Raw genomic sequence first — 25,699 nt, 5'->3', positions numbered from 1 at the left:
AATTTCGGATAAGATGCGCGTTAAACCAAAGATTTAGAGCGCCGATCTGTTTCAATCAGATCGAAACGCGCTCTAATCGGGCTTGGGAAAAACCATGACAATCAATGGATGGATACAGATCCTCATCTTTTGCGGGATCATCATCGCGCTCGTAAAGCCGCTCGGCGGCTATATAACGCGCGTTTTCAATGGCGAGCGCACCTTCCTTTCGCCTGTTCTCGTTCCCATCGAACGGGGACTTTATCGTCTGGCGGGCACAAGCGAGCGTGAGGAACAGCACTGGACGAGTTATACAGCCGCCATGCTGCTGTTCAATCTCGCGGGCTTCCTGCTGCTCTATTTCCTGCAGCGTTCGCAAGGTTCTCTGCCTTTCAACCCGATGGGCATGAGCAATGTGCCTGCGGACCTCGCCTTCAACACGGCAACAAGTTTTGTGACCAACACCAACTGGCAGAACTATGGCGGCGAAAGCACCATGTCCTACCTCACTCAGATGGCTGGTCTCACGGTTCAGAACTTCGTTTCGGCCGCAACGGGTGTGTCCATTGCCATGGCGCTCATTCGCGCTTTCTCGCGCAAATCCATGAAGACGCTAGGCAATTTCTGGATCGACCTCACGCGCTGCGTACTCTATATCCTGCTGCCGCTTTGCATCCTCATGACACTGGCCTTTGTCGCACTTGGCGTGCCGCAAACGCTCGGCTCCTATGTCGAAGCCACCACGCTTGAAGGTGCGCGTCAGGTCATAGCACTTGGCCCGGTCGCCTCGCAGCTTGCCATCAAGATGCTCGGCACCAATGGCGGTGGCTTTTTCAATGCCAACTCCGCACATCCGTTTGAAAATCCAGACGCCATCTCGAACATGATCCAGATGGTAGCGATCTTCGCGATCGGTGCCAGCCTCACCAATGTGTTTGGCCGCATGGTCGGTAATGAGAAGCAGGGCTGGGCGATCTTCGCCGCGATGGGCGTGCTTTTCGTGGCTGGTGTTGCCATTTGCTACTGGGCAGAAGCTGCGGGCAATCCGCTGATCCATGCGCTTGGCATTGATGGCGGCAATATGGAAGGCAAGGAAACCCGCTTCGGGATCGCCATGTCGACCCTGTTTGCAGTGGTGACGACAGCCGCGTCCTGTGGCGCAGTCATTGCCATGCATGACAGCATGATGGCGCTTGGCGGCATGATCCCCATGATCAACATGATGCTGGGTGAAATCATTATCGGCGGCGTGGGCGCAGGCTTCTACGGCATCATTCTGTTTGTGGTTGTTGCAATCTTTGTCGCCGGTCTGATGGTCGGACGCACTCCGGAATATCTGGGCAAGAAGATTGAGGCCAAAGAAGTGAAGATGGCCATGCTTGCCGTCCTCTGCCTGCCGCTGTCGATCCTTGGCTTTACCGCTATTGCCTCGGTCATTCCGACCGGCCTTGCATCGATTGCCAATCCCGGACCGCACGGCTTTTCGGAAATCCTCTATGCCTATACGTCTGGCACAGCCAATAACGGCTCAGCCTTTGGCGGTCTCTCGGGCAACACGCCCTGGTACAACATCACCATCGGTCTTGCGATGCTGATGGGCCGCTTTCTGGTCATCGTTCCGGCACTGGCAATTGCAGGTTCACTGGTTGCCAAGAAGGCAGCGCCCGAATCTGCCGGGACATTCCCGACCCATGGGCCGCTTTTCGTCGGTCTTCTGATCGGTGTCATTCTCGTTGTGGGTGGCCTCATCTTCTTCCCGGCGCTGGCGCTCGGACCTGTGGCTGAACATCTTGCAATGATCAACGGGCAGACCTTCCAATGATCAGCCCCTTAAACATCATTCTCTTCTTCCTCGCAGCAGTGCTGATGATTGTCTTTGCTGCAGAATTTCTGGGTCCGCTTTTCCGGAGTTCCCTATGAGCAAGTCCCAATCCACAAAAGTAGTTAAAACCGGCATGCTTGATGCCCGCATCCTCATTCCCGCCATCGGCGATGCCTTTCGCAAGCTCAACCCCAAGAGCCTTGCGCGCAATCCCGTCATGTTCGTCGTGGCTGTCGTCTCGCTGCTCACCACCGTTCTTCTGTTGAAGGACGTCGCGACCAGCGGTGCCAATATCGGCTTTTCGTTCCAGATCGTGCTGTGGCTCTGGTTCACGGTGTTGTTTGCCAATTTTGCCGAAGCCGTCGCCGAGGGTCGCGGCAAAGCACAGGCGGAATCCCTGCGTCGCACCCGCACGGAAACCCAGGCCAAACTGCTCCGTGATATAGGCCAGAAAGACTTTACGACCGTACCTGGCACAAGCCTCAAGGTCGGCGATGTGGTGATCGTTGAAGCAGGCGACATCATTCCATCCGATGGTGAAGTCATCGAAGGTGTCGCTTCCGTCAACGAAGCAGCCATCACCGGTGAATCCGCTCCGGTCATTCGTGAATCGGGCGGCGACCGCTCTGCGGTCACGGGCGGCACGCAGGTTCTGTCTGACTGGATCAAGGTCCGCATCACGGCAGCACAGGGTTCGACCTTCATCGACAAGATGATCAGCCTTGTCGAAGGGGCTGAACGCCAGAAGACGCCAAACGAAATCGCGCTCAACATCCTGCTTGCAGGCATGACGCTGATCTTCGTTCTGGCTGTCGTGACAATTCCGAGCTTTGCCTCCTATGCGGGCGGCTATATCCCCGTCATCGTGCTGGTTGCCCTTTTCGTGACCCTGATCCCGACCACAATCGGCGCACTTTTGTCGGCAATCGGCATTGCAGGTATGGACCGTCTGGTGCGTTTCAATGTGCTTGCGATGTCCGGTCGTGCGGTGGAAGCTGCCGGTGATGTTGACACGCTTTTGCTCGACAAGACCGGCACGATCACGCTCGGCAATCGACAGGCCACCGCCTTCATGCCGGTCAGCGGTGTGAATGAACTGGCCCTTGCCGATGCCGCACAATTGGCCTCGCTTGCCGACGAAACGCCGGAAGGCCGCTCCATCGTCGTTCTTGCCAAGGAAAAATACGACATGCGCGGCCGCGACATGCAGAGCCTGAATGCGAGCTTCGTGCCTTTCACGGCGCAAAGCCGGATGAGCGGTGTCGATGTTGACGGATCATCGATCCGCAAGGGTGCGGTTGATGCGGTGCTCAAACATGCAACGTCGGATGAGAAGACCGTTCATGAACTGCAAGCCATTGCCGACACGATAGCCAAATCCGGCGGAACGCCGCTGGCAGTCAGCAAGGATGGCCGCCTGCTTGGCGTCATTCACCTCAAGGATATCGTCAAGGGCGGTATCCGCGAGCGTTTCACTGAACTGCGTCGCATGGGTATCCGCACTGTAATGATCACCGGCGATAATCCTATGACCGCAGCTGCGATTGCTGCAGAAGCAGGTGTCGATGATTTTCTGGCGCAGGCAACACCTGAAAACAAGCTCGAACTCATCCGTGAGGAACAGGCCAAGGGCAAGCTTGTGGCCATGTGCGGCGATGGTACCAATGACGCGCCAGCCTTGGCACAGGCCGATGTCGGCGTTGCCATGAATACGGGTACGGTTGCCGCGCGCGAGGCCGGTAACATGGTCGATCTCGACAGCGATCCGACCAAACTCATCGAGATTGTTGAGATCGGCAAGCAATTGCTGATGACACGCGGAGCGCTGACGACCTTCTCGATTGCCAATGATATCGCCAAGTATTTTGCGATCATCCCGGCGATGTTCCTCGCCTTCTATCCGCAGCTTGGCGCGCTCAACATCATGGGTCTTGCAACACCGCAAAGCGCGATCCTCTCAGCGATCATCTTCAATGCACTCATCATCGTGGCGCTGATCCCGCTGTCGCTGAAGGGCGTCACTTACAAGCCCGTCGGTGCAGGCGCCCTGCTGTCGCGCAATCTGCTGATCTATGGCCTTGGCGGCGTCATTGTTCCGTTCATCGGCATCAAAGCCATTGATATGGCCATCGTCGCTCTTGGTCTGGTTTAAGGATAAGAAAATGCTGAAACAACTTCGTCCAGCCCTCGTCATGATCGTTGCCCTTACTGCCATCACAGGGCTGATTTATCCGCTCGGCATGACCGGTCTTGCGCAGGCCATCTTTCCTCAACAGGCCAATGGCAGCCTGATCGAGAAAGACGGCAAGGTGATCGGTTCCGAACGGATCGGGCAGAAATTTGCAGGCGACCGCTATTTCCATGGCCGACCTTCTGCAGCCGGCAAGGAGGGCTATGATGCAGCCAGTTCAGGTGGCTCCAATTTGGGGCCAACCAATCCGGTGCTGATCGAACGCATCAAAGCCGATGCGGATGCTCTCAGGCAAGGAAATCCCAACGCTGAGGTGCCGATTGATCTCGTGACGACATCGGCAAGTGGTCTCGATCCGCATATCTCGCCGGAAGCAGCCCTTTTTCAGGTGCCGCGTGTTGCCAAAGCACGCGGACTTGATGAGGCAAGCCTCCGCGGTATCGTCGAACAGCAGATCGAGCAGCGCGAACTTGGTTTTCTGGGCGAGCCTGTGGTCAATGTGCTGAAGCTCAATCTTGTTCTGGACAGAATGGGTAGTAATTAGAATAGATCAAAGCATTTCCAGCAAAAATGCATCGCGGCTTTGCGTGGGATAATGCTTGAAAACAAAGAAATAGAGCGGTTCCAACGATTCTGCTAAACCCGGAACCGCTCTACCGGCGGGTTTTCCCGCCGCCTTATCATTTCAAGGATCTTGCTCTTGGTATCGGATGATCTTCGCGCTGGCGATATGAGACCCTCCCCCGATGCGCTGCTTGAACAGGCGGAGCGCGAAATGCGCGGCCGTCTGAAAATATTTCTGGGCGCAGCTCCGGGCGTTGGCAAGACCTATGAAATGCTGATGTCGGGCCGCGCCCGCAAGGCTGATGGCATCGATGTGGTGATCGGCATCGTCGAGACGCATGGTCGCCAGGAAACCGAAGCGCTTGTCGACGGGCTTGAGATCATCGACCGTAGGCAAGTGTCCTATCATGGCCACCGGCTCGACGAGATGGACATCGACGCTATCTTGGCAAGGCAGCCGCAGCTGGTTCTGGTGGATGAGCTTGCCCATACCAATGCACCGGGCAGCCGTCATCCCAAGCGTTATCAGGATGTCGAGGAAATTCTGGCGCGCGGGATTGATGTCTATACCACGCTCAATATCCAGCATGTCGAAAGCCTCAATGATGTGGTGGCGCAGATCACGCGCATCCGCGTGCGTGAAACCGTGCCAGACAGCATCATTGACCGGGCCGACGATATCGAACTGATCGATCTCACGCCGGATGATCTCATAAAGAGGCTCGATCAGGGCAAAATCTATCTGCCGAAAACCGCAAAACGCGCCATTCGCAACTATTTTTCTCCCGGCAATCTGACTGCTTTGCGTGAGCTGGCACTCCGCCGCACCGCACAGCGGGTTGACGAGCAGTTGCTGACCCATATGCGCGCCAACGCTATTCAGGGGCCATGGGCTGCGGGTGACAGAGTGCTTGTCGCGGTCGACCAGCGTCCAAACAGCGCTTCACTGGTCCGCTATGCGCGGCGACTCGCGGATCGGATGCGGGCACCTTGGGCCGCCATTCATATTGAAACGCCGCGTTCGGCAAATCTTTCCGATGAAGCCAAGGATCGGCTTGCGGCAACCATGCGACTTGCCGAGCAGCTTGGCGGCGAGACCATCATTATTCCCGGTCAAAGCATTGCCGAAGACCTCGTACGTTATGCCACAACGCATAATTTCACGCATATCGTTGCCGGAAAATCGGCCAAGCCGCGCTGGCGCGAGGCAATCGAAGGCTCCGTCGGACATGCACTGATCCGCCATTCCGGCGCAATCGACGTTCATATCACGGCCGCCGCGAACCACGACAATGCTGGTTCTTCCGCGCGCAGCATTAAAACCGTCAGCCATCCAACCGGCTATAATCTCAAGCCTTATCTCGCTGCATCTCTTGTCACAGTCTGCGCGCTTGCTGTCGGTCTTCTGCTCGATCAATTTCTCGATGTGCGAAGCATCGCACTGGTTTTCGTGGTCGGGGTTCTCGGTGTTGCAGTTACCCTCGGCCTCTGGCCAGCATTGTTCGTCTCGGTTTTAAGCGCATTTGCCTATAACTTTTTCTTCCTCTCCCCGCTCTACACGCTATCCATCGCCGATCCCGAAAGCGTGGTGGCGCTGTTATTCTTCCTGCTAGTCAGCTTCGTTGCCAGCAATCTGGCAAGCCGTGTCCAGCGGCAAGCGACCGCCGCACGCCAGCGCGCGCATATGACGGAAGACCTTTATCTTTTCAGTAAGAAGCTCGCAGGAACCGGCTCGCTCGATGATGTGCTCTGGGCAACCGCCTTTCAGATCGCTTCCATGCTCAAGGTACGGGTCGTCATCCTGTTGCCGGAAGGCGAAAGCATCGCCGTTCGTGCGGGCTATCCGCCGGATGACAGTCTTGTCGACGCCGATATTGCGGCCGCACATTGGGCCTGGGAGCATGAACTGCCAGCGGGACGCGGGGCTGATACCCTGCCCGGTGCCAAGCGGCTTTATCTTCCGCTTAAAACCGCGCGAACTTCCGTGGGCGTGATCGGTCTCGACAATGATCGGCAGGGGCCAATTCTTACGCCGGAACAGCAAAGGCTTTTTGAAGCGCTCAGTGATCAGGCGGCCATTGCCATCGAACGCGTACAGCTTGTTGGCGATGTTGAGCGCGCAAAGCTTGCAGCAGAGGCAGACAAGCTCCGCTCGGCGCTTCTCACTTCGATATCGCATGATCTCAAGACCCCGCTTGCAGGCATCATGGGTGCGGCAACCACATTGCGCGACTATTCTGCTTCGCTGCCCGAGAGTGATCGCACCGAATTGCTATCCACCATTGTCGAGCAATCCGAGCGGCTCAATCGTTTCATCGCCAATCTGCTCGACATGACGCGGATTGAATCGGGCGCTATGGAGCCCAATCTGTCGCAGTATTATCTCGGTGATATTGTCGGCGCAGCGCTGCATCGTGCCACCAAGATTTTGGCGCACCACAAAGTTGAGGTGGCAGTGCCAACCGACCTTCCCATGGTGCGGCTCGATGCGGTTTTGTTCGAGCAGGTGCTGTTCAATCTTTTGGACAATGCCGCAAAATACGCGCCGCAAGGTTCAGAAATCGCCCTTGAAGCGCATGTCGAACGTGATCGTGTGATGCTCGAAATCAGCGATCATGGCCCCGGCATTCCCAATGTCGATCTTGAACGGATTTTCGATACGTTCTATCGCGTGCGCAAGGGTGATCATGTGCAGGCAGGAACCGGTCTTGGTCTTTCCATCGCGCGTGGCTTTACTGAAGCAATGGGCGGAACCATTCGGGCCGGGAACAGGGCTGACGGGTCCGGTGCGTGTTTCGCAATAACCATACCGCTGCCGGTTCAAGAAACGGACAAGAACGCATGAACGACCCCAAGCCGAAAATTCTGGTCGTCGACGACGAACCGCCCATTCGCAAATTGTTGCGGGTCGGGCTTACGACCGAAGGCTATGCTGTGGTCGAAGCGACCAATGCACAGGAAGCATTTGCCCTTCTGGACAGCGAAAAGCCCGATCTCGTTCTGCTTGACCTTGGCTTGCCGGATACGGACGGTCACGCAGTTCTGCGTTTATGGCGCGAACAGGGGCTGACGCTGCCAATCATCATTCTTTCAAGCCGCACCGATGAAGCGGGCATTGTGCGCGCCCTTGAAACAGGCGCGGACGATTATGTCACCAAGCCCTTCGGCATGAAGGAACTGGCTGCCAGAACGCGCGTTGCTCTGCGTCACAAGTTGCATCAGCAGGGCGAAAAGCCAGTGTTTCAAAGCGATGGCCTGTCGGTCGATCTGGTCAGACGCATCGTCAAGCTGGATGAGACAGAGATAAAGCTCTCGCCAAAGGAATATGAAATCCTGCGCCTGCTCGTGCAGCATGCGGGCAAGGTGCTGACGCATCAGTATATTCTGAGTCATGTTTGGGGACCGGCAGCCGATGTGCAATATCTGCGCATCTATGTCCGCCAGTTGCGCCAGAAGATCGAGAAATCTCCCGATCAACCGCACTATATTCTGACGGAAACAGGCGTCGGCTATCGTCTGCGCGAAGCCGACCCAATGGGCATCTGATCAGGCTTTCGTCGTTTTGGACTTTTTCAGCGTCTTGCCGTGATTGGCAATCCAGTCCATGGCCGCCAGAAGCACGCCGGAAATCACGAAAACCAGATGGATGATGACCATCCACTTGATGTGATCGGCGGAATATTTAGCAACGTCCATAAAGACTTTGAGAAGATGGATACCGGAAATCGCCACGATGGACGCGACCAGCTTCAGCTTGAGCGTCGAAAAATCGACTTCGCCCTGCCAGTCCGGACGGTCCTTATGATCTCCCAAATCCATGCGGCTGACAAAGTTTTCATAGCCTGCGAAGATCACGATCATCAACAGATTGGCTGCAAGGCTGAGATCGATCAGGGCCAGCACACCAAGAACGGCGTCATTGACAGTCATCGAAGGGACGATCAGGGCAAAGCGCCAAAGCTCGACAATGAAAACCCAGACCAGAATGACCAGTGCCAAGGCCAGACCGATATACATCGGGGCCATCAGCCAGCGACTGGCGAAAAGGCTGCGTTCGATCAGTCGTTCCATGGCATGCTCCTAAAATCTGGCAGGAGACGCCACTATCACGCGGGCGTGATCGCAGCAAGATAGTGTTTTCACCACGCCACGTTCAAACCGATATTGCCTTCCCCTATGCAACTGCGTTGGCCATAAAGGTCGGTGGTCGCGCAAAGTCAGAGCCGTGTCTATTCAGACGTCACAAAACTTGCATAGCCATCACCAAGCGTCTTATTGATAAAACTGGAATACTGGCCATAAGGCAGGTCAGCTGGGGATACCCGGCCAAAAACCGGTGTTTCAAACACCTTCATCGGGATCAGTGCCAAAGGTACGGACACAGGCGTCAGTTGTGCGCCCTGCCCCGCACGCAAGGTCGTAAGAATTCCATACATTTCGCCAGCGATACTCGGGCGCGATAGAACCGCCATCCGATATTGCCCGGACGTGTTGGTCACAAGATAAACATGACCTGAAAGATGTGGAACAGAAACTCGCCCATGCTGTGAAAACGACGTATCGGTGCGTTCGCGCTCCTCGAATTTCAAATGCGTGTTCTCGGCATCCCAGCTGATATCCGTGCAATAAGCGAAGATGTCGTTTCGATTGCCGAATGACGGACGCAAAGTGAGAAACGTTCCCTCAAGCCAGGAAACGGCAACGCGCGAATAGGCACCAAGTTCTTCCGCTGCATGTCCGTTGTTCGCGGCAGGCTTTGGTTTTTCTGTTTCCGCCTGATCGCGCAGTTCAAATCCCATCGCCTGCTCAAGCCGGATGATCGTCGCAAGCGTGAAAGGCCTGTGCCCTGAGAGCGCTTTTTCAAGTGTCGAGAGACTGATACGTGCCTCATCAGCCAGATGCTGGCGGGAAATCCTGCGGCGTGCGATCTCCTCACGCACACGTTCAGCGACGCGGAGATTCAATTGATCGGACAAAACCGCATCGTGCTGAGACATGAGAACTTCCTGAATCCGTACTTTCCTTCACAATTCCACACATAGGTGGAGCCTGCAAGGTGGCTTGCGGCAAAGTACGGACAAAACTTGGCAAAGCTTACGCTGGCGAGGAAACAGCACTCCGGCGCAAAATGTCTCCAGTTATCCGATAGATACAGGAGCGCACAATGTCGCCTGCCTTCAGACACTCCCATAACAGCGCAAGGGCAATCAGCCTCTCGCAATTCTGCAAACTCATCTGGTTTGTGAATATGCTGATACTGCCAATCTTGGCTGTTGTTCTTTCGCTTCTCAACGTGGCTGCGGCCCGTGCGGAAAAGCCAGCCTATGTAACACCGAATGCCGTGCAGAGCGGCAGCCTCCTCCTTCAGAGCAGTGAAGCTGGCCAATATGTCGAAGCGCCACGGCTTGCCACTGATTTCAACATCGATGTCAGTGGCCCCACCGCCCGCGCCCGTCTCAGTCAGGTTTTTGAAAACCCGACCAGCGGCTGGGTCGAAGGGCTTTATGTCTTCCCTCTGCCCGAAGACAGTGCGGTCTATTCCCTGAAAATGATCGTCGGCGATAAGGTCATCATTGCCGATATCAAGGAAAAACAGGCAGCACGCGAAATCTATGAGAAGGCCAAAAGCGAAGGCAAGAAGGCTGCTCTCATCGAACAGCAGCGCCCCAACATCTTTACCAATGCAGTTGCAAATCTCGGTCCGAATGAAAAAGTCGTCATTCAGATTGAATATCAGCAGGCGGTTCGCCTGAACGACAATCGCTTTTCTCTCCGTGTGCCGCTCGTTGTCGCGCCGCGCTATAATCCTGAAAATAACGACCCGATTATTGAAACCGCAGATATTCAGAGTGGCTGGGGACAGCAGAAAACGGAACCAACCCATGGTCCCGACAATGGCGCCATTGAAACGCCTATCGTGATGCCGGGCGAAGACCGCACCAATCCGGTGACGATCACTATCAATCTCAAGCCCGGTTTCCCCGCCGCCAATATCAAGAGCCTTTATCATGCTATTAAAATCGACCAGCAGGGCGAGCAGACATCAAAAATTGTTCTGGATGGCAAAGCTGCGGCCGATCGCGATTTCGTTCTCGAATGGCAGACTGCTGAAACCGCTATGCCCAATGTCGGCCTGTTTCGCGAACGCGTGGGAAATGACGACTATGTGCTGGCCTATGTCACGCCGCCGGTTGTCAAAAGCTCTGCAAATCAGTCACGAGAAATCGTGTTCGTCATCGACAATTCAGGTTCGATGGGCGGAACTTCGATCAAGCAGGCCAAAGCCAGTCTCGATTACGCCCTCTCCCGCTTGAAGCCCAGCGACCGTTTCAACGTCATTCGTTTCGATGACACTTTGACCAAGGTTTTCGATGACTCAGTCCCTGCTACGCCACTCAATATTACCGATGCCCGCGAATATGTGGCCACGCTTGACGCAGTCGGCGGAACAGAAATGCTGCCCGCATTGCACGCGGCTCTTGATGACAGCCACCAGAAAGACGGTTTGCGCCAGATCGTGTTTCTGACCGATGGCGAGATCAGCAACGAGCAGCAAATGCTTGATGTCATCGCATCACGCCGGGATCGCTCCCGCCTCTTCATGGTCGGTATTGGTTCGGCACCCAACACCTATTTGATGAACAAGGCCTCTGAACTTGGTCGTGGCACCTTTACACACATCGGCTCTGTTGAAGAGGTCGACCAGCGCATGCGTGAACTGTTCGCTAAGCTCGAAAACCCGGTCGTCACCAACGTAAAAGCCAGCTTCTCGCAAGAGGGTGTCAATCTGACGCCAGGACTTCTTCCCGATCTTTATCAGGGCGAACCGTTGGTGATCGCCGCCCGCACAAAACAGGCAACTGGCACCATTACAATTGAAGGTACAGTTGGACGTCGCCCATGGACAGTGACCTTACTGCTTGATGCGGCAAGCCCGGCAGAAGGCATTTCCAGGATCTGGGCGCGCCGCAAGATCGATGATGCTGAGGTGGAAATGAAGCTTGGCAAGATTACAGGACTGGCAGCCGATACACGGATTCTCAGCCTCGCGCTAGAGCACCATCTGGTAACACGTCTTACAAGCCTTGTTGCCGTCGATCAGACACCGAGCCGTCCAGCAAATACCCCACTCACCCGCGCCGACATTCCTTTGCAGCTTCCTGCCGGTTGGGATTTTGATGCGCTGTTCGGTATTCGTGCAGACCGTAATGTGCTTGATCATGCTGATGGTCAGGAACAGATACTGGTTCGAAACAATGATCGTCCAGCATCGCCCGATGCTTCAGCACCCGCAATGCCGCTGCCGCAAACCGCAACCCCGGCAACGCTTAACATGCTTCAGGGATTGGGCGTTCTGTTCATCGGGTTTCTCATCTTCTGGTTCTCACGCCGCAAGGAGAATGCATGATGAATGTCATTGTTGCACGAAACACAAAGGCAAAGGAGCGCACATGGTTGCGCTCCCCCCTCTCCCTTCTGTCGATCGTCGTTATGGCCTGCGGTTTCATTCTTCTCGGTCAGGGCGTCTGGATCCATGCCAAAGCCTATGCGGCTCAAATTCTTCTTGAACGTGCTTTCACACAGAGCATTGTGACAGGTGAAACGGTTAAGCCTTGGGCATGGGCGGACACATGGCCGGTAGCGCGTATCGAAGCACCACGTCTGGCTGCATCAACAATCGCTCTTAATGGAGCAAGCGGACAGGCTCTCGCTTTTGGTCCTGGCCATCTGCAGAACACACCGCAAGCTGGCGAACAGGGAACTGCGGTTTATGCTGCCCATCGCGACACGCATTTTGCGTTTCTCAAAGATGTCGAGAAAGGCGACCTTATTCGTATTACCCGCACTGACGGTAAAACATACACCTATCGTGCCACTCAGATGAGCGTTGCGCGTTGGGATGAAGCGCAGATCGATGTCCATGCATCCGGCTCTCATCTGGTTCTTGCGACCTGCTATCCCTTTGATGCTGTTACACAAGGTCCGCTTCGTTATCTCGTCTATGCGGATCTGGCAGAATAGTCTTAGCCACCCGGTCGGCAGTTCATCTCGGTGAAGGCCGCGAGTTCGCTTTTGACCTTGCTGAAACCAAAAGCTTTGATGGTGAGCTTGCCTATCATCGTGTCGTTGCACAGCATGATGGAAGTGGGCTCTTTGCCTGAGATCTTCATATCGCAAACCGCGCCGACGCTTTCGTCGTTAGATTCGCCCCGAGTTCCGATCAGGAGATCGCAGGTCAGCTTTGCCGCGATGCCCAGCTGTTTCAGATCTTTTTCAAAATCACCGGTACGTTTTGATGTCTCCTGTTTGTCCGTGATATCGCGGACCGTGAAAGTTTCGGCAGCCACTGGCGCAGTCAAAAGTATCAACCCTGCGGTCATCAAGCTACCCAATTGGAAATACATGCTTTCTTCTCCTTAGCCGTCACCAGATCTGAAATTTCAAAGCAGATTGTCAATACGATCACTCTGCCTATGTCTAGACTTTATGTGGTTCAAGCCAGTCCCAAGGTCAGCGGATCGTATAGGCCTTCATTCGCTCGATCATCACCAGTTTACGAAAGTTAACTCTTTGTTAAGTTTCAACACTGTGACTACACCAAAACCCTGCTCAAATCCTGTTTCAAAACGCTCTCAGGAAATATGAGCAGATATCAGTTCATTGCATTTGCCTTTGTTGAATATGCAGAGCGCTGACCATGAGAGCTTTTATCGAAAACGCGTCTTCAGCAGCTTTTTCCGTGAGAATGCGAAGATAACCACTCACAGAGCGAATATCGTTATAGCGCTGGAGCAGATAGGCAATTGTGATAGCGGTATTCTGCCTTCCAAGCATTTTCAGAGCCATTTCATAGAGTTTGGTATCGATGCCGATAAAGCCTCGTACCTTCTCTGCTGTGGCTATCAGATGTTCCCACTGACTTATCCGATTTGATGCGTAAGCGCTGATCTCTGGACAGGCTCTGAGAACCATATCGAGAGAAATGCCGGCCTCAATTGCGTAATCGGTTATCGTTGTGATCGCAACTGTTTCTGAATTTGCCACGTTCCTATCAAAATGGGAATCTGGTTTTGATTCATTATGCTGCCGCTCATTTTGGGATTCATTGTCGCTCAGATTTTGAACTTTTTGATTATTATTCAAAGCCTTATCAACAGAAGCATGAATATCCTGCAGTTTTGAGACCAATATAGCCAGTTCCTGCATCTCTGCACGACGTGGAATGCTGTCGACAACCGTACGGAACTGGACTTTGAGCTCATCCCAAGGACCAATAAGAGATGCTTCGATTGCATAGTCGAGCAGCTTTGATATGTCGCGACGCAGCAAAGTCAGCTGTTCACGGATTTCACGCAGAGCGATCTTCTCGGATTTGACCTGTTCGGCAGCAGCCTCAAACTCATCTGCTCGCGCCAAAAGTGGTGCAAGCGAGAAACCAAAGGCAACCTTTAACTCACCGGATTTGCTGCGACGAGCATAGCGTTTGCCATTCGGGCTATCCTGACGAGTGATGATACCAGCCTCGACCAGCGCTGCCAGATGACGACGCAATGTTGCATCAGCCATGCCGTGTGCGCGCAAGGTCAGCTGTTTGTTGGATGGAAACACCACCAGAGCGCCGGTTTCGACCAGCGTGTTCTCAGGATAAAACGACAGCAAAGCAGACAGAACCGCCAAAGAACGGTCACTAATGCCAATGATATTCTTGCCTTCGCACAGCCAACGATGAAGCTGCCACTTATCTGCAGTTGCTCCTTGAGGGATTTCTCGAGCTTTTTGATGCACTGCCAACAAGGCATGTGTCATCCGCTGACTGCCGAAAGGCGTCAGTCCGAATTGAGACTCCATTTTCTTTCACCTTCCACAAGGCAAAAGAAATCCACCCGCCGAAATGACGCTGATAACACTTGACAGTGATTCGTGAATTTGCGATTCTCTAGCTGCTAAACCAATGAGAAGGGCTTCCACGCGGCAACGTTTGGGGGCCTTTTTCTTTTGCTGCTGTTTCCTCTTCGTCAAATTATGCAGATGATCATCACCTGCACTCTTCCACTTTTATACGTTACGCTGATTAGGCGGGGGATAAGTCCCCTCACCTGATACGCTTACTCACTTCTCGTCGTCGCTGAATGACGCATAAAGCGTATCCAGATTACGCGAAATCCATTCAGCAAAACGCGGACCATTGGCTGCACTCAGCGCCAGAGTTGCTGTCTTGCCGTTCTGCTTGATGGTGGCACTGACGCTTTTGTCAGCGGCACTCCAGGTCGAACCGGCGCGGGAAGCGGCCTTCGTAACCGGCTTCTTCTGGTTTGAACCTTTGAGATAACCGTAAAGCTGTTCAAAGCGCGTGCCAGACTGTGCTACCTTGAAGGCATCGGTTGCCATTAGTTCACGCGCTGCATCAGCCTTACCGGGCATTTCAATCAGCTTGCGCAGTTCAAGCCAGCGGTCACGTCCGATGCCTTTCGCTGGTCCGATAGCAACGAGCATATCTTCGGAGATTGCGCGCGGAATGGTCAGCATCTTCGACAGGGTCTGATAATCGATGGAAAGGGCCGCCTGAATAGCTTCACGGCTATACTGCAGTTCCTCAAGGCGCGCTGCAAACAGCACGCGCTCAATGAAGCTGAGATTGGCACGAGCAGAGTTTTCCTGACCCTGGCTCAGAATATGCTCAAGATCGGCTAGTGGCTTGATGACGGCCTTGACCTTGATGCCAAGTTCACGCGCAACCTTGGCCCGACGATGACCGAACACGATCATATAGCGACCGCTGGTCTCCGGGTGAGGGCGCACGAGAATAGGGCTATCCTGTCCACGGTCGCGAACAGCTTCCAGAAGCTCGGCATATTCTTGATCGTCAGCCTCTGGCAGGCGATCGGCAATGAACGACGCGTCGAGAACAGAAGGATCGAGTTCGACGATGGCTTCACCATCGAGTTTCTGAGAAGCCTGCTTGGCAAGTTCATCGATAGATGCAGACAAAGACTTTGCAGCACCAAAACGGCGCGAAACATTTTCGACCGGAGAAACGGGCTTTTCTTCCGCTTCTTCGGTCTGCATTACGCTCTGAAAAATGTTCTTCCGTGCCATTCTCTTATCCTCAAATCAGTCATAAGCCTGATTTCATTTCATATTTTCCGAATTAGACTGCCGTCTAACGACCCCAGGCTTCATGAATAAGCCCGCGAATTTCCGAATTAACGCCCTCAAGAGCCTCCATAGCGCGATCATAAGTTCCGCGGTTCATGGAAGAACGTTCAACTTCATAGAGTGTCTGTTTTGTAAGACCCGCATCCGACACCGCAGTCGATTTGAGCATCTGATGCTTAAGCATGTGGGACGCCAGCATGCTCTGCATGAAACCAACCATCTGCGCCTGCGGCACATCGGTCGGTTCATAGCGTGTGATCAGATAACGGAACCAGTCGAGCTGTACCGCACCGCCAGCCTGACGAACGGTCTTGAGGATATCGCCAAGCATCAATAGGAACTGCGACATTGACATAAGATCGAGCATCTGCGGATGAACGGTAATGAGAACTGACGTTGCCGCTGAAAGAGCGGTCAGCGTCAGATAACCAAGCTGCGGCGGGCAATCGATGACGACCACATCATATTCCGCATCCACTTCAGCGAGTGCAGACGCAATACGATTCCAGAAGGTTTTGCCTTCGCCGCCGTTCTGCATTGCAAGCGGCGTGTCGTATTCATATTCCTGCAACTCGAGCATCGCAGGGATAATATCGAGACCCGGGAAATTGGTCTTGCGAATGACGTCGCGGATGGATTTGCGCTGCTCGTCATAGCGAACGGCTTCGTAGAGCGATGGGAACTCATCAAGCTCTGGCTGGATGCCGTGAAGTGCTGAAAGCGACGCCTGTGGATCGAGATCGATTGCAAGTACGCGATGGCCGGTGAGGGCAAGATGCTGCGCCAGATGCGCAGCGGTCGTCGTTTTGCCGGAGCCACCCTTGAAGTTTACAACACCGATGACCTGCAATTTATCATTGCCACGACGATGGGGAACATAACGTTTCACTTCGGCACGACCGTTCTGATCAAGCCAATGACGGAGTTCCTGAAGCTGTTCAATTGTATAAGCACGGCGCCCACCGGAAAGGATGATCGGCTCGACGCCTTTGCCTTCCAGATGAAGCTTCTTGAGATTGCTCGGAGAGACACCAAGGAAGTAAGCCGCTTCTGCCATAGAAAACTGGCGCAGGTTTTTGCGCGCATCCGGCGGGAAGTTCTCATGACGCAGCAGATTGAGCTTGCGCGAGATCTCTCGCCCTTGCGTCAATATCATGTCGTCAAACGACACTTGCTCTGCTTTATTTGCGATATTCATAGACTTGGGATCCCTAGTGACGGCACTGGAACTAATACCGTCTAAATACCGTCATTATGTCCGATTCTTATTTTGCCGCAAGGGGCGTATATTAACAAACAGTTAGCATCGCTGGCGGGCCGGTCTGGAATCTATGTCCATTGGAATCGAAATAACCCTATCTAGCTGAATACAAAGAGAATTAAGGATAATAGACGGCAGTCTATTCAAGGCTGTCGTTTAAAATTATGAGATTCTCTCCTGCATTCAAGCAGGATCGGCACTGCGAGGAACAATACTTGTGGGAGAATCGGTCTTCTATCTCATAGTCAGTAAAGCAGCTCAAATAAGCAATGGTGTGCGCTGGTCACCGGATTATTGGAGATGTGCTGCTAAGACAGTTGGAGAAGCCTATCGGTTGCATGTAGCGGACAATCTGCTCGAAGGTGTCGTTCTTAATGTGCCGCTTCTTGTGAAGGGGCAAGCAGAAGCTTCTTGTTTGGGTGTCGCTCAATAAGAGCGCCGCAATTTCCCGGAATCGGTGATCGTGTTGAACGGAGCTTCATTAGATTGTGCTGACGGCAACGCAAAGCAGGAATAATGCAAATCAGTTTAGAGCGCATCTCTGTCTGAATGAACACTCTAACGCTATATTCTAATGCGCGGTTGGGTTCCAAAAGTACCCCACACTTTACAGGATGCGCACTGATTGGCTGCGCCGTGAAGGGACATGTGTAGCTGCGTAATGCTTTGAACAATTTCTTGAAAAGCGCTCAAAGGGCAGGGCAGTTATCATGAGGCGGTGGAGGGACAGCGTTTGCAAGGATGAAGGCGGACTGTGAAGTTATGTATGTTAGACGTAGACATTCTTAACCAAATCGTCCTATAGTGCCCATCAGTGAAGGTGAGCAATTTCAGGAACTTCTTCACGCTGGTTCTGGGAAAATAAGCCTCCCAGCTGCTTGTCTAAGTGGCTAAACAAAAATCTCATTTAAGTTAAATTACACGCGATATCTTGTTCTTTTTCAAGAACATAGATTTACAGCACATTGATCCGTTGCGGAGGCGTAACGATCAATAAACGCCTCGTTGGGGTGCTGGTTGTATGATTCCCGAACTTTTATTTCCCGAGCTTCTGATAGCGCTTGATGAGCCGGTCGCGCTTGAGCTTTGACAGACGCTGTATCCAGAAAATGCCGTTGAGCTGATCGATCTCGTGTTGATGGCAGACCGCAAGCAAACCGTCGGATTCTTCCGTGTGCTCATTGCCGTCCATGTCCTGATAGCGGATATGGATACGGGCATGTCTTTCAACATCATCCACGATACCCGGCATAGAAACACTGCCTTCCTGATGGCGGATCGTCTCATCGGAAGCCCAGATGATTTCGGGATTGATGTAGGTCCTGGCACTGCCAGGGCCTGAAAGCTCGAGCACCACCACGCGTTTCATGACACCAATATGCGGAGCCGTGATGCCGATACCGGGTGCAGCGCGCACCGTATCGAGCAGGTCCTGCGCGAGAATGCGCAGATCTTCATCAAAAACCGTGACGGGCGTGGCTGGTGCTTTCAAACCTGTATCCGGATATTTGACGATCTCTCTCACGCTCATTCTGCTTCTCTGCTCTTTGCTGTCCGTTGGCTATGCGCTTGAGCAATGTCTTCATTTCGCAAAATGCGCAAGCGGGCACTGCAAGATGCAGTGCCCGTCAGCGATTTTAAAGTTGGGTCAGTTAGACACGACTACTTGGCATTCAAAAAGTCTGCGACTTCGAGCAGGATAAACTCGTTGTTCGCAGCTTCACCAATTTGACGACCGCCCGAGAATGGCAGGTTGTTGTCGTTGGCGATCAGAATGTGCGTATCGTCAACGCGCATCACGTCTTCGATGGTGAAGAACGGGAAGGTGAATTTGCCCTTGAGGTCACGTGCTGATGCGGTTTTCAGGATTGCCTTGTTGTCCGGGTCCTGAATGTCCATCAGATTGATATGACCGATACGATGGATGTAACCATCAGCGTCAATCTTCGATGTGTCGACGAGAACGATATTCTTGACTTTGGCTGGCAGCGGGTAGCAGGCTGAAAGATCGTCGGTCTTGCACTCAAGGCTCGGATCGCCTTCGCCATTGTCACGTTCGATGACCAGCGCGCGGGTGTCATCGATGAAGTTGAAGTCGCCGATAGCCGTCGCACCTTCAGCGAGGCGGAAGCGGTAGCTGTTGCCAGTCCATTCGCCCTTGCCTGTATCGAAAGTGATGACACGCAGGAAATCGCCTTCCGGCTTGCCGTTCTCATCAGAAAGCGGCTTTTCAAGCATGGCCCAGAGCTGATTGGTTTTTGGCTGCAGCGCCATGCCTTCATAACCGCCCGAACGCTGAACGCGATAATCCTTGCCGGCAACCGCAGGCACCACGATGCCCGGCGTATCCGGACCCATCAGCTGCTTGCCATCGAGCATGGTTGGGTAGACGGCTTTCACATGGCCATCAAGACCAGCGCGAATGATGTAAGGGCCGAACTCATCACCGATCCAGATCTCGTCATTGAGATATTGAATGCTTTCCGGATCGAAATCTGCACCCGTCAGGTAGCGGCCATCGGTGCCTTCATAGGCGATACGAAATGGCACTTTCTTATCAGGATCGCGCAGAAACACCGATTCCACGCGTTCAACCTTGCCGGTTTCAAAATCAGGCTTCATGCGATGGAAGAACAGCAGTGCGTCCGGGCTGTTTGCTTTGGTGCCGAAACCATTGTCGGTCAGGGTGAAGACGCTGCCATCGGCTGCACGGTTCATCGCAAAGCCCGACATGCCCTGTACCGGCTGGCCAATGAAGGGAAGGGAGATGCCGGTGGTGTGGCTGCCATAGGCCTTGCCGACATCACCCATGACGGTCATCGGCTTGTCGTTGCGGGTCTTGCCGGTGAACTTGCCGGAAACCCACGCGTCGCGAGGGGCATCGGCAGGCGGTGTAATCAGCGTCAGAGCTGGCAGATAAGCGTGACCTGCCAGTTTTGCGGTAAATGTCTCTTCAGCCATTGCTGAAGATGTCATTGCAATTGTTGCAATGGAAGCAAGAAGATAGCCAAGGCGCATAGGGAACCCCTCAAATTGCGGAAACAAACGCAATGGTCCTTAAAGGTGCCCTGTGACGCGTGATTATCATCACGATAAAGGTTTGATGACAGGTCCTATGGAAGTCTGATTGCCACGAACTGCGTGAACTGACCGGCATTGAAATTATTGTCGGATGCAATCACCAGCGTTTTGGCACCATCAATTTCCGGGCCCCATGTGATGGATTCGATATTGTCGATATCGAGGTCGAACGTACCTTCATCAAGGCGCAGCAAAAGCGCTTTCTTCAGCGGTGTTGCGGCGACGTTCTCAAGTGATGGCTTGCCGTTGACATCACTCGCTCCATCGAACGATGTGCGATAGATGCTGATGCGGTTTCCTACACCGTGCGCATAGCTTCGTTCGACCGTGAGAAGGTTCGGGCCGTCCGTCACGAATTCGCTCAGCCCATTGTCATTCCAGAAAGGTGGCAGCGTTGCCTTTGCAAAAATGGGATCGGTTTCATAGACATGCTCGGCGGTTGCTGCGCCTGATGCAATATCAAAGGAGACGATCCGCGACTTGCTGCCTTTATCAAGTGTGGCAATGTCACCATCCTGAGCCAGGGCGTTTTCTGTACCAGCCAGAAGCATCTTCCCGTCCGCAGTGATTGCGAGACTTTCAAAAGCCAGATTGTTTCGCGTGCCGTGTGTTTTATTTTCATCCGGCAGATAGGCTTCCGGCAGTTTGAACTCACGAACAAAGGTGCCGTCGAGTTTCATTTCACGGATAGATGGCTTTCCTGTGAGATCGCCTTCGCTGGACCAGTAGAGCGTCTGGGTTTCAGGGTTGAAGCGAATGCTTTCCGCATCGACATCCTTGACGGTGAAAGGCTTGCCGCCAGCATCAAGCAGCGTAGTCGTTTCAAGAATATCCAACCCATGAATGCCAGCTCCATCAATATCGAGCTTGAGCTTGTAGAATCGGGCAGGGGCCTTCTCCGACCTATCATCGGAAATCGCATAATAGACATTTTGGGCCGGATCGTAATCAAGGCCGGAAATACCGCCAAATTCCACACCATTGAGTTTCAGCCCGGTCGGCAGAACAAACTCGCCGACCAAAGTGGGCACTTTTTCTTGCGCAAAGACAGGCAGGGCTGTGCTGAACAGGATTGCGGTCAATGGAATGATCGAGAGCGTTTTGCGTATCATATGTCACCTGTCTGATTGATCCGCAGACAATTAGCCCACGTTTTTTACATTGCCATGAAGGGGTATGAAACGTGTACGTAAAACTGTCGATCGATAAAGATAGCCGGCAAACTAAAATTTATGAATAAATAGGCTCGCTGTTATACCAGTGTCATCTAGCTTTCTTATTTGAGCTTCGCACGCATTACACAGTGGGGATTTCCGATATGCGCAAACTGCTTCTTGCTCTCGCCTCCGCAACTATGTTGACGACGGCAGCTGGTGCTGCAACGGTCTATCCGATTGACCGGGCGACAATCCTTGTCAATTCGCCATTCGATTTCAAGGTTGAGTTCGATAAGGTCGTCAAGCCAGAGGACGTGAAGATCACCGTCAATGGTCAGGACTATGAAGCTGTATTTGGCAGCAAAGCCGAATTTACGGCTGAAGAAAAAGGCGCTGAAGACAAGGTTCTGGGCTCAGCTCTTATTTTGCGCGGCCTGAAAATCGGCAAGGCTGGCGATTATAAGGTTGAAGTTTCTGCTGGCGATGAAACAAAGTCGGTCAACTGGGATGTTTACTCGACTGGCAATGAAGCCAAGGCCAAGAACATCATCTTCCTGATTGCCGATGGTCTTTCGGTTGCTCACCGCACCGGCGCGCGCATCATGTCCAAGGGCATGAGCGAAGGTAAAGCCAATGGCCGCCTTGCTATGGACGACATTCCACCGGTCGCTTTCATCGGTACTTCGTCGACTCATTCGATTGCGACCGACAGTGCGAACACCATGTCGGCATATATGACGGGTCATAAGTCGCGCGTGAATGCACTCGGCGTCTATGCCGACCGCACGCCGAACAGCCTGGACGACCCGAAGGTCGAAACCATTGCAGAAGCGATGCGCCGCGAAACAGGCAAGTCGATCGGTATTGTTTCGACCTCCGAACTGCAGGATGCAACTCCTGCCGCACTCGTTGCACATACGCGTAAGCGCGCCGATAAGGCTGATATTGTCGGCATGATATATGACGTGAAGCCAGATGTTCTTTTGGGCGGTGGTTCTGCTTACTTTCTCGGAAAAGACGTTCCCGGCTCCAAGCGCAAGGACGACAAGGATTATATCCAGCTATTCAAAGATGCGGGTTACGCATTGGTCACCAGCAAGGACGAGCTTGCTGCATCGGGCACGTCCAATCAGGACAAGCTGCTCGGCCTTTTCCACACCGGCAATATGGACGTGACGCTTGACCGTGAGTTCCTCAAGAAGGGCACTGTCGAAAAGTTCCCGAACCAGCCGGGTCTTGTTGAAATGACCAAGACGGCTCTCGAAAAGCTCTCCAAGAATCCGGAAGGCTTCTTCCTGATGGTTGAAGGCGCATCGGTTGATAAGATGAGCCATCCGCTCGATTGGGATCGAGCGCTGGTCGAAACCATTGAGTTCGACAAAGCCGTTGGCGTTGCACGCGAATTTGCCGAAAAGAACCCGGATACGCTGATCATTGTCACCGGCGACCACACCCATGGCGTTGCCATTATTGGCACGGTCGATGATGAAAAGCCGGGCGATGAAATGCGCGAAAAGGTTGGCACCTATGATGCCGCCGGATTCCCGAACTACGAAGACACCAATGGCGACGGTTATCCGGATCGTGTTGACGTATCGCGTCGTCTGTTCCTCGCCGCCAATAACGGCCCGGATCATTACGAAACCTTCCGTCCAAAGATGGATGGTGCTTTCGTGCCTGCCGTTAAGAACGAGAAGGGCGAATATGTAGCCAATGAGGTCTACAAGGACGTTCCGGGTGCGGTCTTCGTTCAGGGCAACTTGCCCAAGGAAGATGATACCGGCGTTCATGCCGTCGATGACGTTGTTCTGCAGGCAACGGGTCCAGGTTCCGAAGGTCTTCGCGGCTATATGGAACAGAGCGACGTTTACCGTGTGCTGGCCGATACTTTCGCGCTTGGCAAAGCAAAGTCCGAGTAATCGTCTTTTGAATAAGGGCAGGCGGGCTTCCCGCCTGTCCATTTAGACAGGAGTTCAGGATGCGCACAGGACAGCATTTCAATCGCAGGCAACTCATGCTTGGTGCATTGGCAACCGCGCCCTTGATGTGCATTGCCAACAGAGCGCAGGCAGCAGAACAGCTTGGTTTCGACAACCTCTATAAGAGCTTTGGCGTTCTGGGCCTTGAGTTCTCCGATCAGGTCAAAAATGCTTCCGGTAAGCAAGTGGCGATCAGCGGGTTTATGGCGCCGCCACTCAAGGCCGAGGCCAATTTCTTCGTTCTGACGGAAATTCCGATGTCGATCTGCCCGTTCTGTTCCTCGGATTCCGACTGGCCGGACAATATCGTGGTTGTTTATCTGGCTTCCAAACAGACATTTGTTCAGTTCAATGCACCGATATTGACGCAGGGCACGCTCGAATATGGTTCCTGGACCGATCCTGAAACCGGTTTTGTCAGCCAGCTTCGCCTGCGTGACGCTTCTTTCAAAACGGTCTGATGATGATGCTTGCCAAGCCATCGGGCCTGTCGCTCGATATTGCCAATCTGGAAGTGCGGTTTCCGGGTCTTGCATTGCCCGTGCTTTCCATTGAAAAATTCAATCTGGTTGCTGGTGGTCATCTGGCAATTACCGGTGCCTCCGGCTCGGGTAAAAGCACGCTGGTCAACGCCATAACCGGTCTCGAACCTGTGAAAGCAGGCAAAATCGTCTGGGACGAAACGGAAATCAGCAGCCTGTCTTCTTTCAGGCGCGATGCGTTTCGTGCGCGCAATATCGGGCTGGTGATGCAGGATTTTCATCTGTTTCCCGGTCTTTCGGCACTGGCCAATGTGCTGTTGCCGCTCAAGCTGAGTGGTAGGGTGAAGCTGGCAGATCGCGAGCGGGCACTTCAATTGCTAAAAACAGTCGGGATTGTGCGCCCCGCCCAACATATCGAAACCCTGTCACGTGGCGAGATGCAGCGCGTGGCTATCGCGCGTGCGCTTCTTTCAAAGCCAGGTGTGATCGTGGCCGACGAGCCGACCGCAAGTCTTGATCAAAAAACCGGTGGCGATGTTGCCGAGCTTCTGGTGCGGCTTGCGACTGAAGAAAAGGCGACATTGGTGGTCGTCACGCATGATCCGCAGCTGATGCAATATTTGCAGCGCCGCATCCGCCTTGAAGGCGGAAAGATTACAAGTGACAGCGCGGAGATGGAATTGTCATGATCGCATTCATTCTTGCCGATCTGCGCCGTTTCTGGAGTGGTGCTGTTGCCATCATCGTTCTGTTGGCTTTGTCGGTTGCATTAAGCTCGGTCGTAACCTTGCAGGAACGCGCCATACGGCTTGGCACGGCGCGGGCATCTGACAAGTTCGATCTTGTGATCGGTGCTGCAGGAAGTGACACGCAGCTCACACTTTCATCGGTCTTTTTGCAGCCGTCGCCTCTGCCGCTTATGTCGGGTGCGATGCTGGGCAAACTTGCCAATGACAAGCGCGTGGCCTTCGCAGCACCCATAGGCTTTGGCGACAGCGCGATGGGCTTTCCCATTGTAGGCACGACAACTGAGCTTATTTCCGCCCTGTCACCACAGCTCGCCGAAGGCACGATGTTCGCACGTCTGGGCGAGGCGGTTATCGGTTCGGCAGTCGATCTGCCTGTCGGGGCTAAAGTCAATCCAATGCACGGCACTGTTGAAACCGGTGGACATGCACATATCGAAGTCAGCTATCATGTAGCTGGCAAAATGGCTCCGACCGGCACTGCATGGGATCGGTCCATTCTGGTTCCCATTCGCACTGTCTGGCAGCTGCATGGCATGGAAGCTCATGAAGAGCACGAGCACGACGACCATGCTGAAAAGCCGGGTAACGGATTTGGTGTGCTTATCAATGAAAAGCCGCATGACCATGATCACGAAATCGACGTCAATGCGCGGCTTGATGAGGCTTTTGATGCCGATAGCCCCGGCGTTCCGGCCATTCTTGTAAAGCCAAAGACCATTGCGGATGCCTATCGGCTGCGGCAGGAATATCGTTCTGATCGCACATTGGCGGTCTTCCCGGCAGAGGTTCTCACACGGCTCTATTCGACGCTAGGCGATGCGCGCAGTCTGTTGCTTGGCATAGCGGTCGGTACTCAGGTGATTGTGGTTTTCGCCTTGCTGCTGGTGGCTGTCATGCATATCGGCGCGCGCAAACGCCAGATCGGAGCATTGCGGGCGCTTGGTGCACCGTTGCGTTCCATCATGACGATTGTCTGGGGCGAGTTGTTTTTCCTGCTGCTGCTTGGAATCTTCCTTGGGCTGGCAATCGGATATACTGTTGCGCACGCCATTACATCATGGCTCACGGCAACAACAGCGGTCAGAATGCCGGTGGAGTTCGCGATGAGTGATGTCCGGCTTGCCCTTGGGTTTATCGCCGTTGCGGCGGTGGTTTCGCTGGTTCCGGCATTGATGACACTTCGCATGAGTGCGGCATCGGCTTTGCGTTCGTAATCTGGAAAAGCAGACGTCGCCAAAAGAAGTTTATGCAGCGTTGGAGAGAGCAGGCGTCAAGAT

The 25,699-nt window shown here is 53.6% G+C and carries 20 protein-coding genes; 11 read left to right on the top strand and 9 right to left on the bottom strand.

Annotated elements, in window-relative coordinates; all coding sequences use genetic code 11:
- Nucleotides 1–94: 94 nt before the first annotated feature.
- The 5 genes from kdpA (at nucleotide 95) to CEV33_RS05570 (ending at nucleotide 8,102) form a co-directional block, all read left to right on the top strand.
- Entirely contained in the window at nucleotides 95–1,801 is a 1,707-nt protein-coding gene (gene kdpA, locus CEV33_RS05590; protein ID WP_094539500.1) for a potassium-transporting ATPase subunit KdpA, read from the top strand.
- A gap of 94 nt (nucleotides 1,802–1,895) precedes the next feature.
- Nucleotides 1,896–3,953, top strand: a complete 2,058-nt coding sequence (gene kdpB, locus CEV33_RS05585; RefSeq protein ID WP_094539499.1) for a potassium-transporting ATPase subunit KdpB — start codon at nucleotides 1,896–1,898, stop codon at nucleotides 3,951–3,953.
- A gap of 10 nt (nucleotides 3,954–3,963) precedes the next feature.
- On the top strand, nucleotides 3,964–4,536 hold the full coding sequence (kdpC, locus tag CEV33_RS05580) for a potassium-transporting ATPase subunit KdpC (RefSeq protein WP_094539498.1): 573 nt from the start codon (nucleotides 3,964–3,966) through the stop codon (nucleotides 4,534–4,536).
- 186 nt (nucleotides 4,537–4,722) lie between these two features.
- A complete protein-coding gene (locus tag CEV33_RS05575) occupies nucleotides 4,723–7,401 on the top strand; it encodes a sensor histidine kinase (protein ID WP_235818372.1) in 2,679 nt (892 codons plus the stop codon).
- Nucleotides 7,398–8,102: a response regulator transcription factor gene (locus tag CEV33_RS05570; protein ID WP_094539497.1), complete on the top strand. Its 705-nt coding sequence runs from the start codon at nucleotides 7,398–7,400 to the stop codon at nucleotides 8,100–8,102. Before CEV33_RS05575 ends, CEV33_RS05570 begins: the two co-directional genes overlap by 4 nt.
- Here CEV33_RS05570 and CEV33_RS05565 read toward each other — a convergent pair whose 3' ends face one another.
- Both CEV33_RS05565 and CEV33_RS05560 read right to left on the bottom strand, forming a co-directional pair.
- A complete protein-coding gene (locus CEV33_RS05565) occupies nucleotides 8,103–8,627 on the bottom strand; it encodes a TIGR00645 family protein (RefSeq protein ID WP_094539496.1) in 525 nt (174 codons plus the stop codon).
- Between the two features lie 158 nt (nucleotides 8,628–8,785).
- Nucleotides 8,786–9,553 carry a helix-turn-helix domain-containing protein gene (locus tag CEV33_RS05560; RefSeq protein WP_094539495.1) on the bottom strand — a complete coding sequence of 256 codons (768 nt, stop codon included), beginning with the start codon at nucleotides 9,551–9,553 and terminating at the stop codon, nucleotides 8,786–8,788.
- A 167-nt stretch (nucleotides 9,554–9,720) separates the two neighbouring features.
- Between CEV33_RS05560 and CEV33_RS05555 the strand changes: the two genes are divergently transcribed.
- Together CEV33_RS05555 and CEV33_RS05550 are read left to right on the top strand one after the other, a co-directional pair.
- Nucleotides 9,721–11,964, top strand: a complete 2,244-nt coding sequence (locus CEV33_RS05555; RefSeq protein WP_094539494.1) for a marine proteobacterial sortase target protein — start codon at nucleotides 9,721–9,723, stop codon at nucleotides 11,962–11,964.
- Nucleotides 11,964–12,578, top strand: a complete 615-nt coding sequence (locus CEV33_RS05550; protein ID WP_094539551.1) for a class GN sortase — start codon at nucleotides 11,964–11,966, stop codon at nucleotides 12,576–12,578. Before CEV33_RS05555 ends, CEV33_RS05550 begins: the two co-directional genes overlap by 1 nt.
- Nucleotides 12,579–12,580: 2 nt before the next feature.
- Here the strand turns inward: CEV33_RS05550 and CEV33_RS05545 are convergent, their stop codons facing one another.
- The 7 genes from CEV33_RS05545 to CEV33_RS05515 all read right to left on the bottom strand — a co-directional run bounded on the left by CEV33_RS05545 (nucleotide 12,581) and on the right by CEV33_RS05515 (nucleotide 21,167).
- Nucleotides 12,581–12,961: a hypothetical protein gene (locus CEV33_RS05545; protein WP_094539493.1), complete on the bottom strand. Its 381-nt coding sequence runs from the start codon at nucleotides 12,959–12,961 to the stop codon at nucleotides 12,581–12,583.
- 253 nt (nucleotides 12,962–13,214) lie between these two features.
- Nucleotides 13,215–14,405, bottom strand: coding sequence for a plasmid replication protein RepC (gene repC, locus CEV33_RS05540; protein WP_094539492.1), 1,191 nt, complete (start codon nucleotides 14,403–14,405; stop codon nucleotides 13,215–13,217).
- A gap of 261 nt (nucleotides 14,406–14,666) precedes the next feature.
- A complete protein-coding gene (gene repB / locus CEV33_RS05535) occupies nucleotides 14,667–15,653 on the bottom strand; it encodes a plasmid partitioning protein RepB (protein ID WP_094539491.1) in 987 nt (328 codons plus the stop codon).
- A gap of 64 nt (nucleotides 15,654–15,717) precedes the next feature.
- The gene (gene repA, locus CEV33_RS05530) at nucleotides 15,718–16,911 is read right to left on the bottom strand and encodes a plasmid partitioning protein RepA (RefSeq protein ID WP_094539490.1); all 1,194 of its coding nucleotides are present in this window, start codon (nucleotides 16,909–16,911) and stop codon (nucleotides 15,718–15,720) included.
- Nucleotides 16,912–18,010: 1,099 nt separating this feature from the next.
- The gene (locus CEV33_RS05525; RefSeq protein WP_094539489.1) at nucleotides 18,011–18,505 is read right to left on the bottom strand and encodes a peptide deformylase; all 495 of its coding nucleotides are present in this window, start codon (nucleotides 18,503–18,505) and stop codon (nucleotides 18,011–18,013) included.
- 131 nt (nucleotides 18,506–18,636) lie between these two features.
- Nucleotides 18,637–19,992 (bottom strand): esterase-like activity of phytase family protein, encoded by a 1,356-nt coding sequence (locus tag CEV33_RS05520; RefSeq protein WP_094539488.1) that lies wholly within the window; start codon nucleotides 19,990–19,992, stop codon nucleotides 18,637–18,639.
- A 95-nt stretch (nucleotides 19,993–20,087) separates the two neighbouring features.
- The gene (locus CEV33_RS05515) at nucleotides 20,088–21,167 is read right to left on the bottom strand and encodes an esterase-like activity of phytase family protein (RefSeq protein WP_094539487.1); all 1,080 of its coding nucleotides are present in this window, start codon (nucleotides 21,165–21,167) and stop codon (nucleotides 20,088–20,090) included.
- A 206-nt stretch (nucleotides 21,168–21,373) separates the two neighbouring features.
- Here CEV33_RS05515 and CEV33_RS05510 point away from each other — a divergent pair, with 206 nt between their 5' ends.
- The 4 genes from CEV33_RS05510 to CEV33_RS05495 are packed head-to-tail and all read left to right on the top strand — an operon-like array spanning nucleotide 21,374 to nucleotide 25,636.
- On the top strand, nucleotides 21,374–23,131 hold the full coding sequence (locus tag CEV33_RS05510; RefSeq protein WP_094539486.1) for an alkaline phosphatase: 1,758 nt from the start codon (nucleotides 21,374–21,376) through the stop codon (nucleotides 23,129–23,131).
- 59 nt (nucleotides 23,132–23,190) lie between these two features.
- Nucleotides 23,191–23,652, top strand: a complete 462-nt coding sequence (locus CEV33_RS05505; RefSeq protein ID WP_094539485.1) for a hypothetical protein — start codon at nucleotides 23,191–23,193, stop codon at nucleotides 23,650–23,652.
- Nucleotides 23,652–24,362, top strand: coding sequence for an ABC transporter ATP-binding protein (locus CEV33_RS05500; protein WP_094539484.1), 711 nt, complete (start codon nucleotides 23,652–23,654; stop codon nucleotides 24,360–24,362). The genes CEV33_RS05505 and CEV33_RS05500 overlap by 1 nt, the downstream gene beginning before the upstream one ends.
- Entirely contained in the window at nucleotides 24,359–25,636 is a 1,278-nt protein-coding gene (locus CEV33_RS05495) for an FtsX-like permease family protein (protein ID WP_094539483.1), read from the top strand. The genes CEV33_RS05500 and CEV33_RS05495 overlap by 4 nt, the downstream gene beginning before the upstream one ends.
- The last annotated feature ends 63 nt before the right edge of the window (nucleotides 25,637–25,699 follow it).

The organism is Brucella grignonensis, assembly GCF_002252505.1.
GTDB classification, from domain to species: Bacteria; Pseudomonadota; Alphaproteobacteria; order Rhizobiales; family Rhizobiaceae; genus Brucella; species Brucella grignonensis.
The sequence above is the reverse complement of the archived record's forward strand: the minus strand, read 5'-3'. Positions and strand labels throughout refer to the sequence as shown.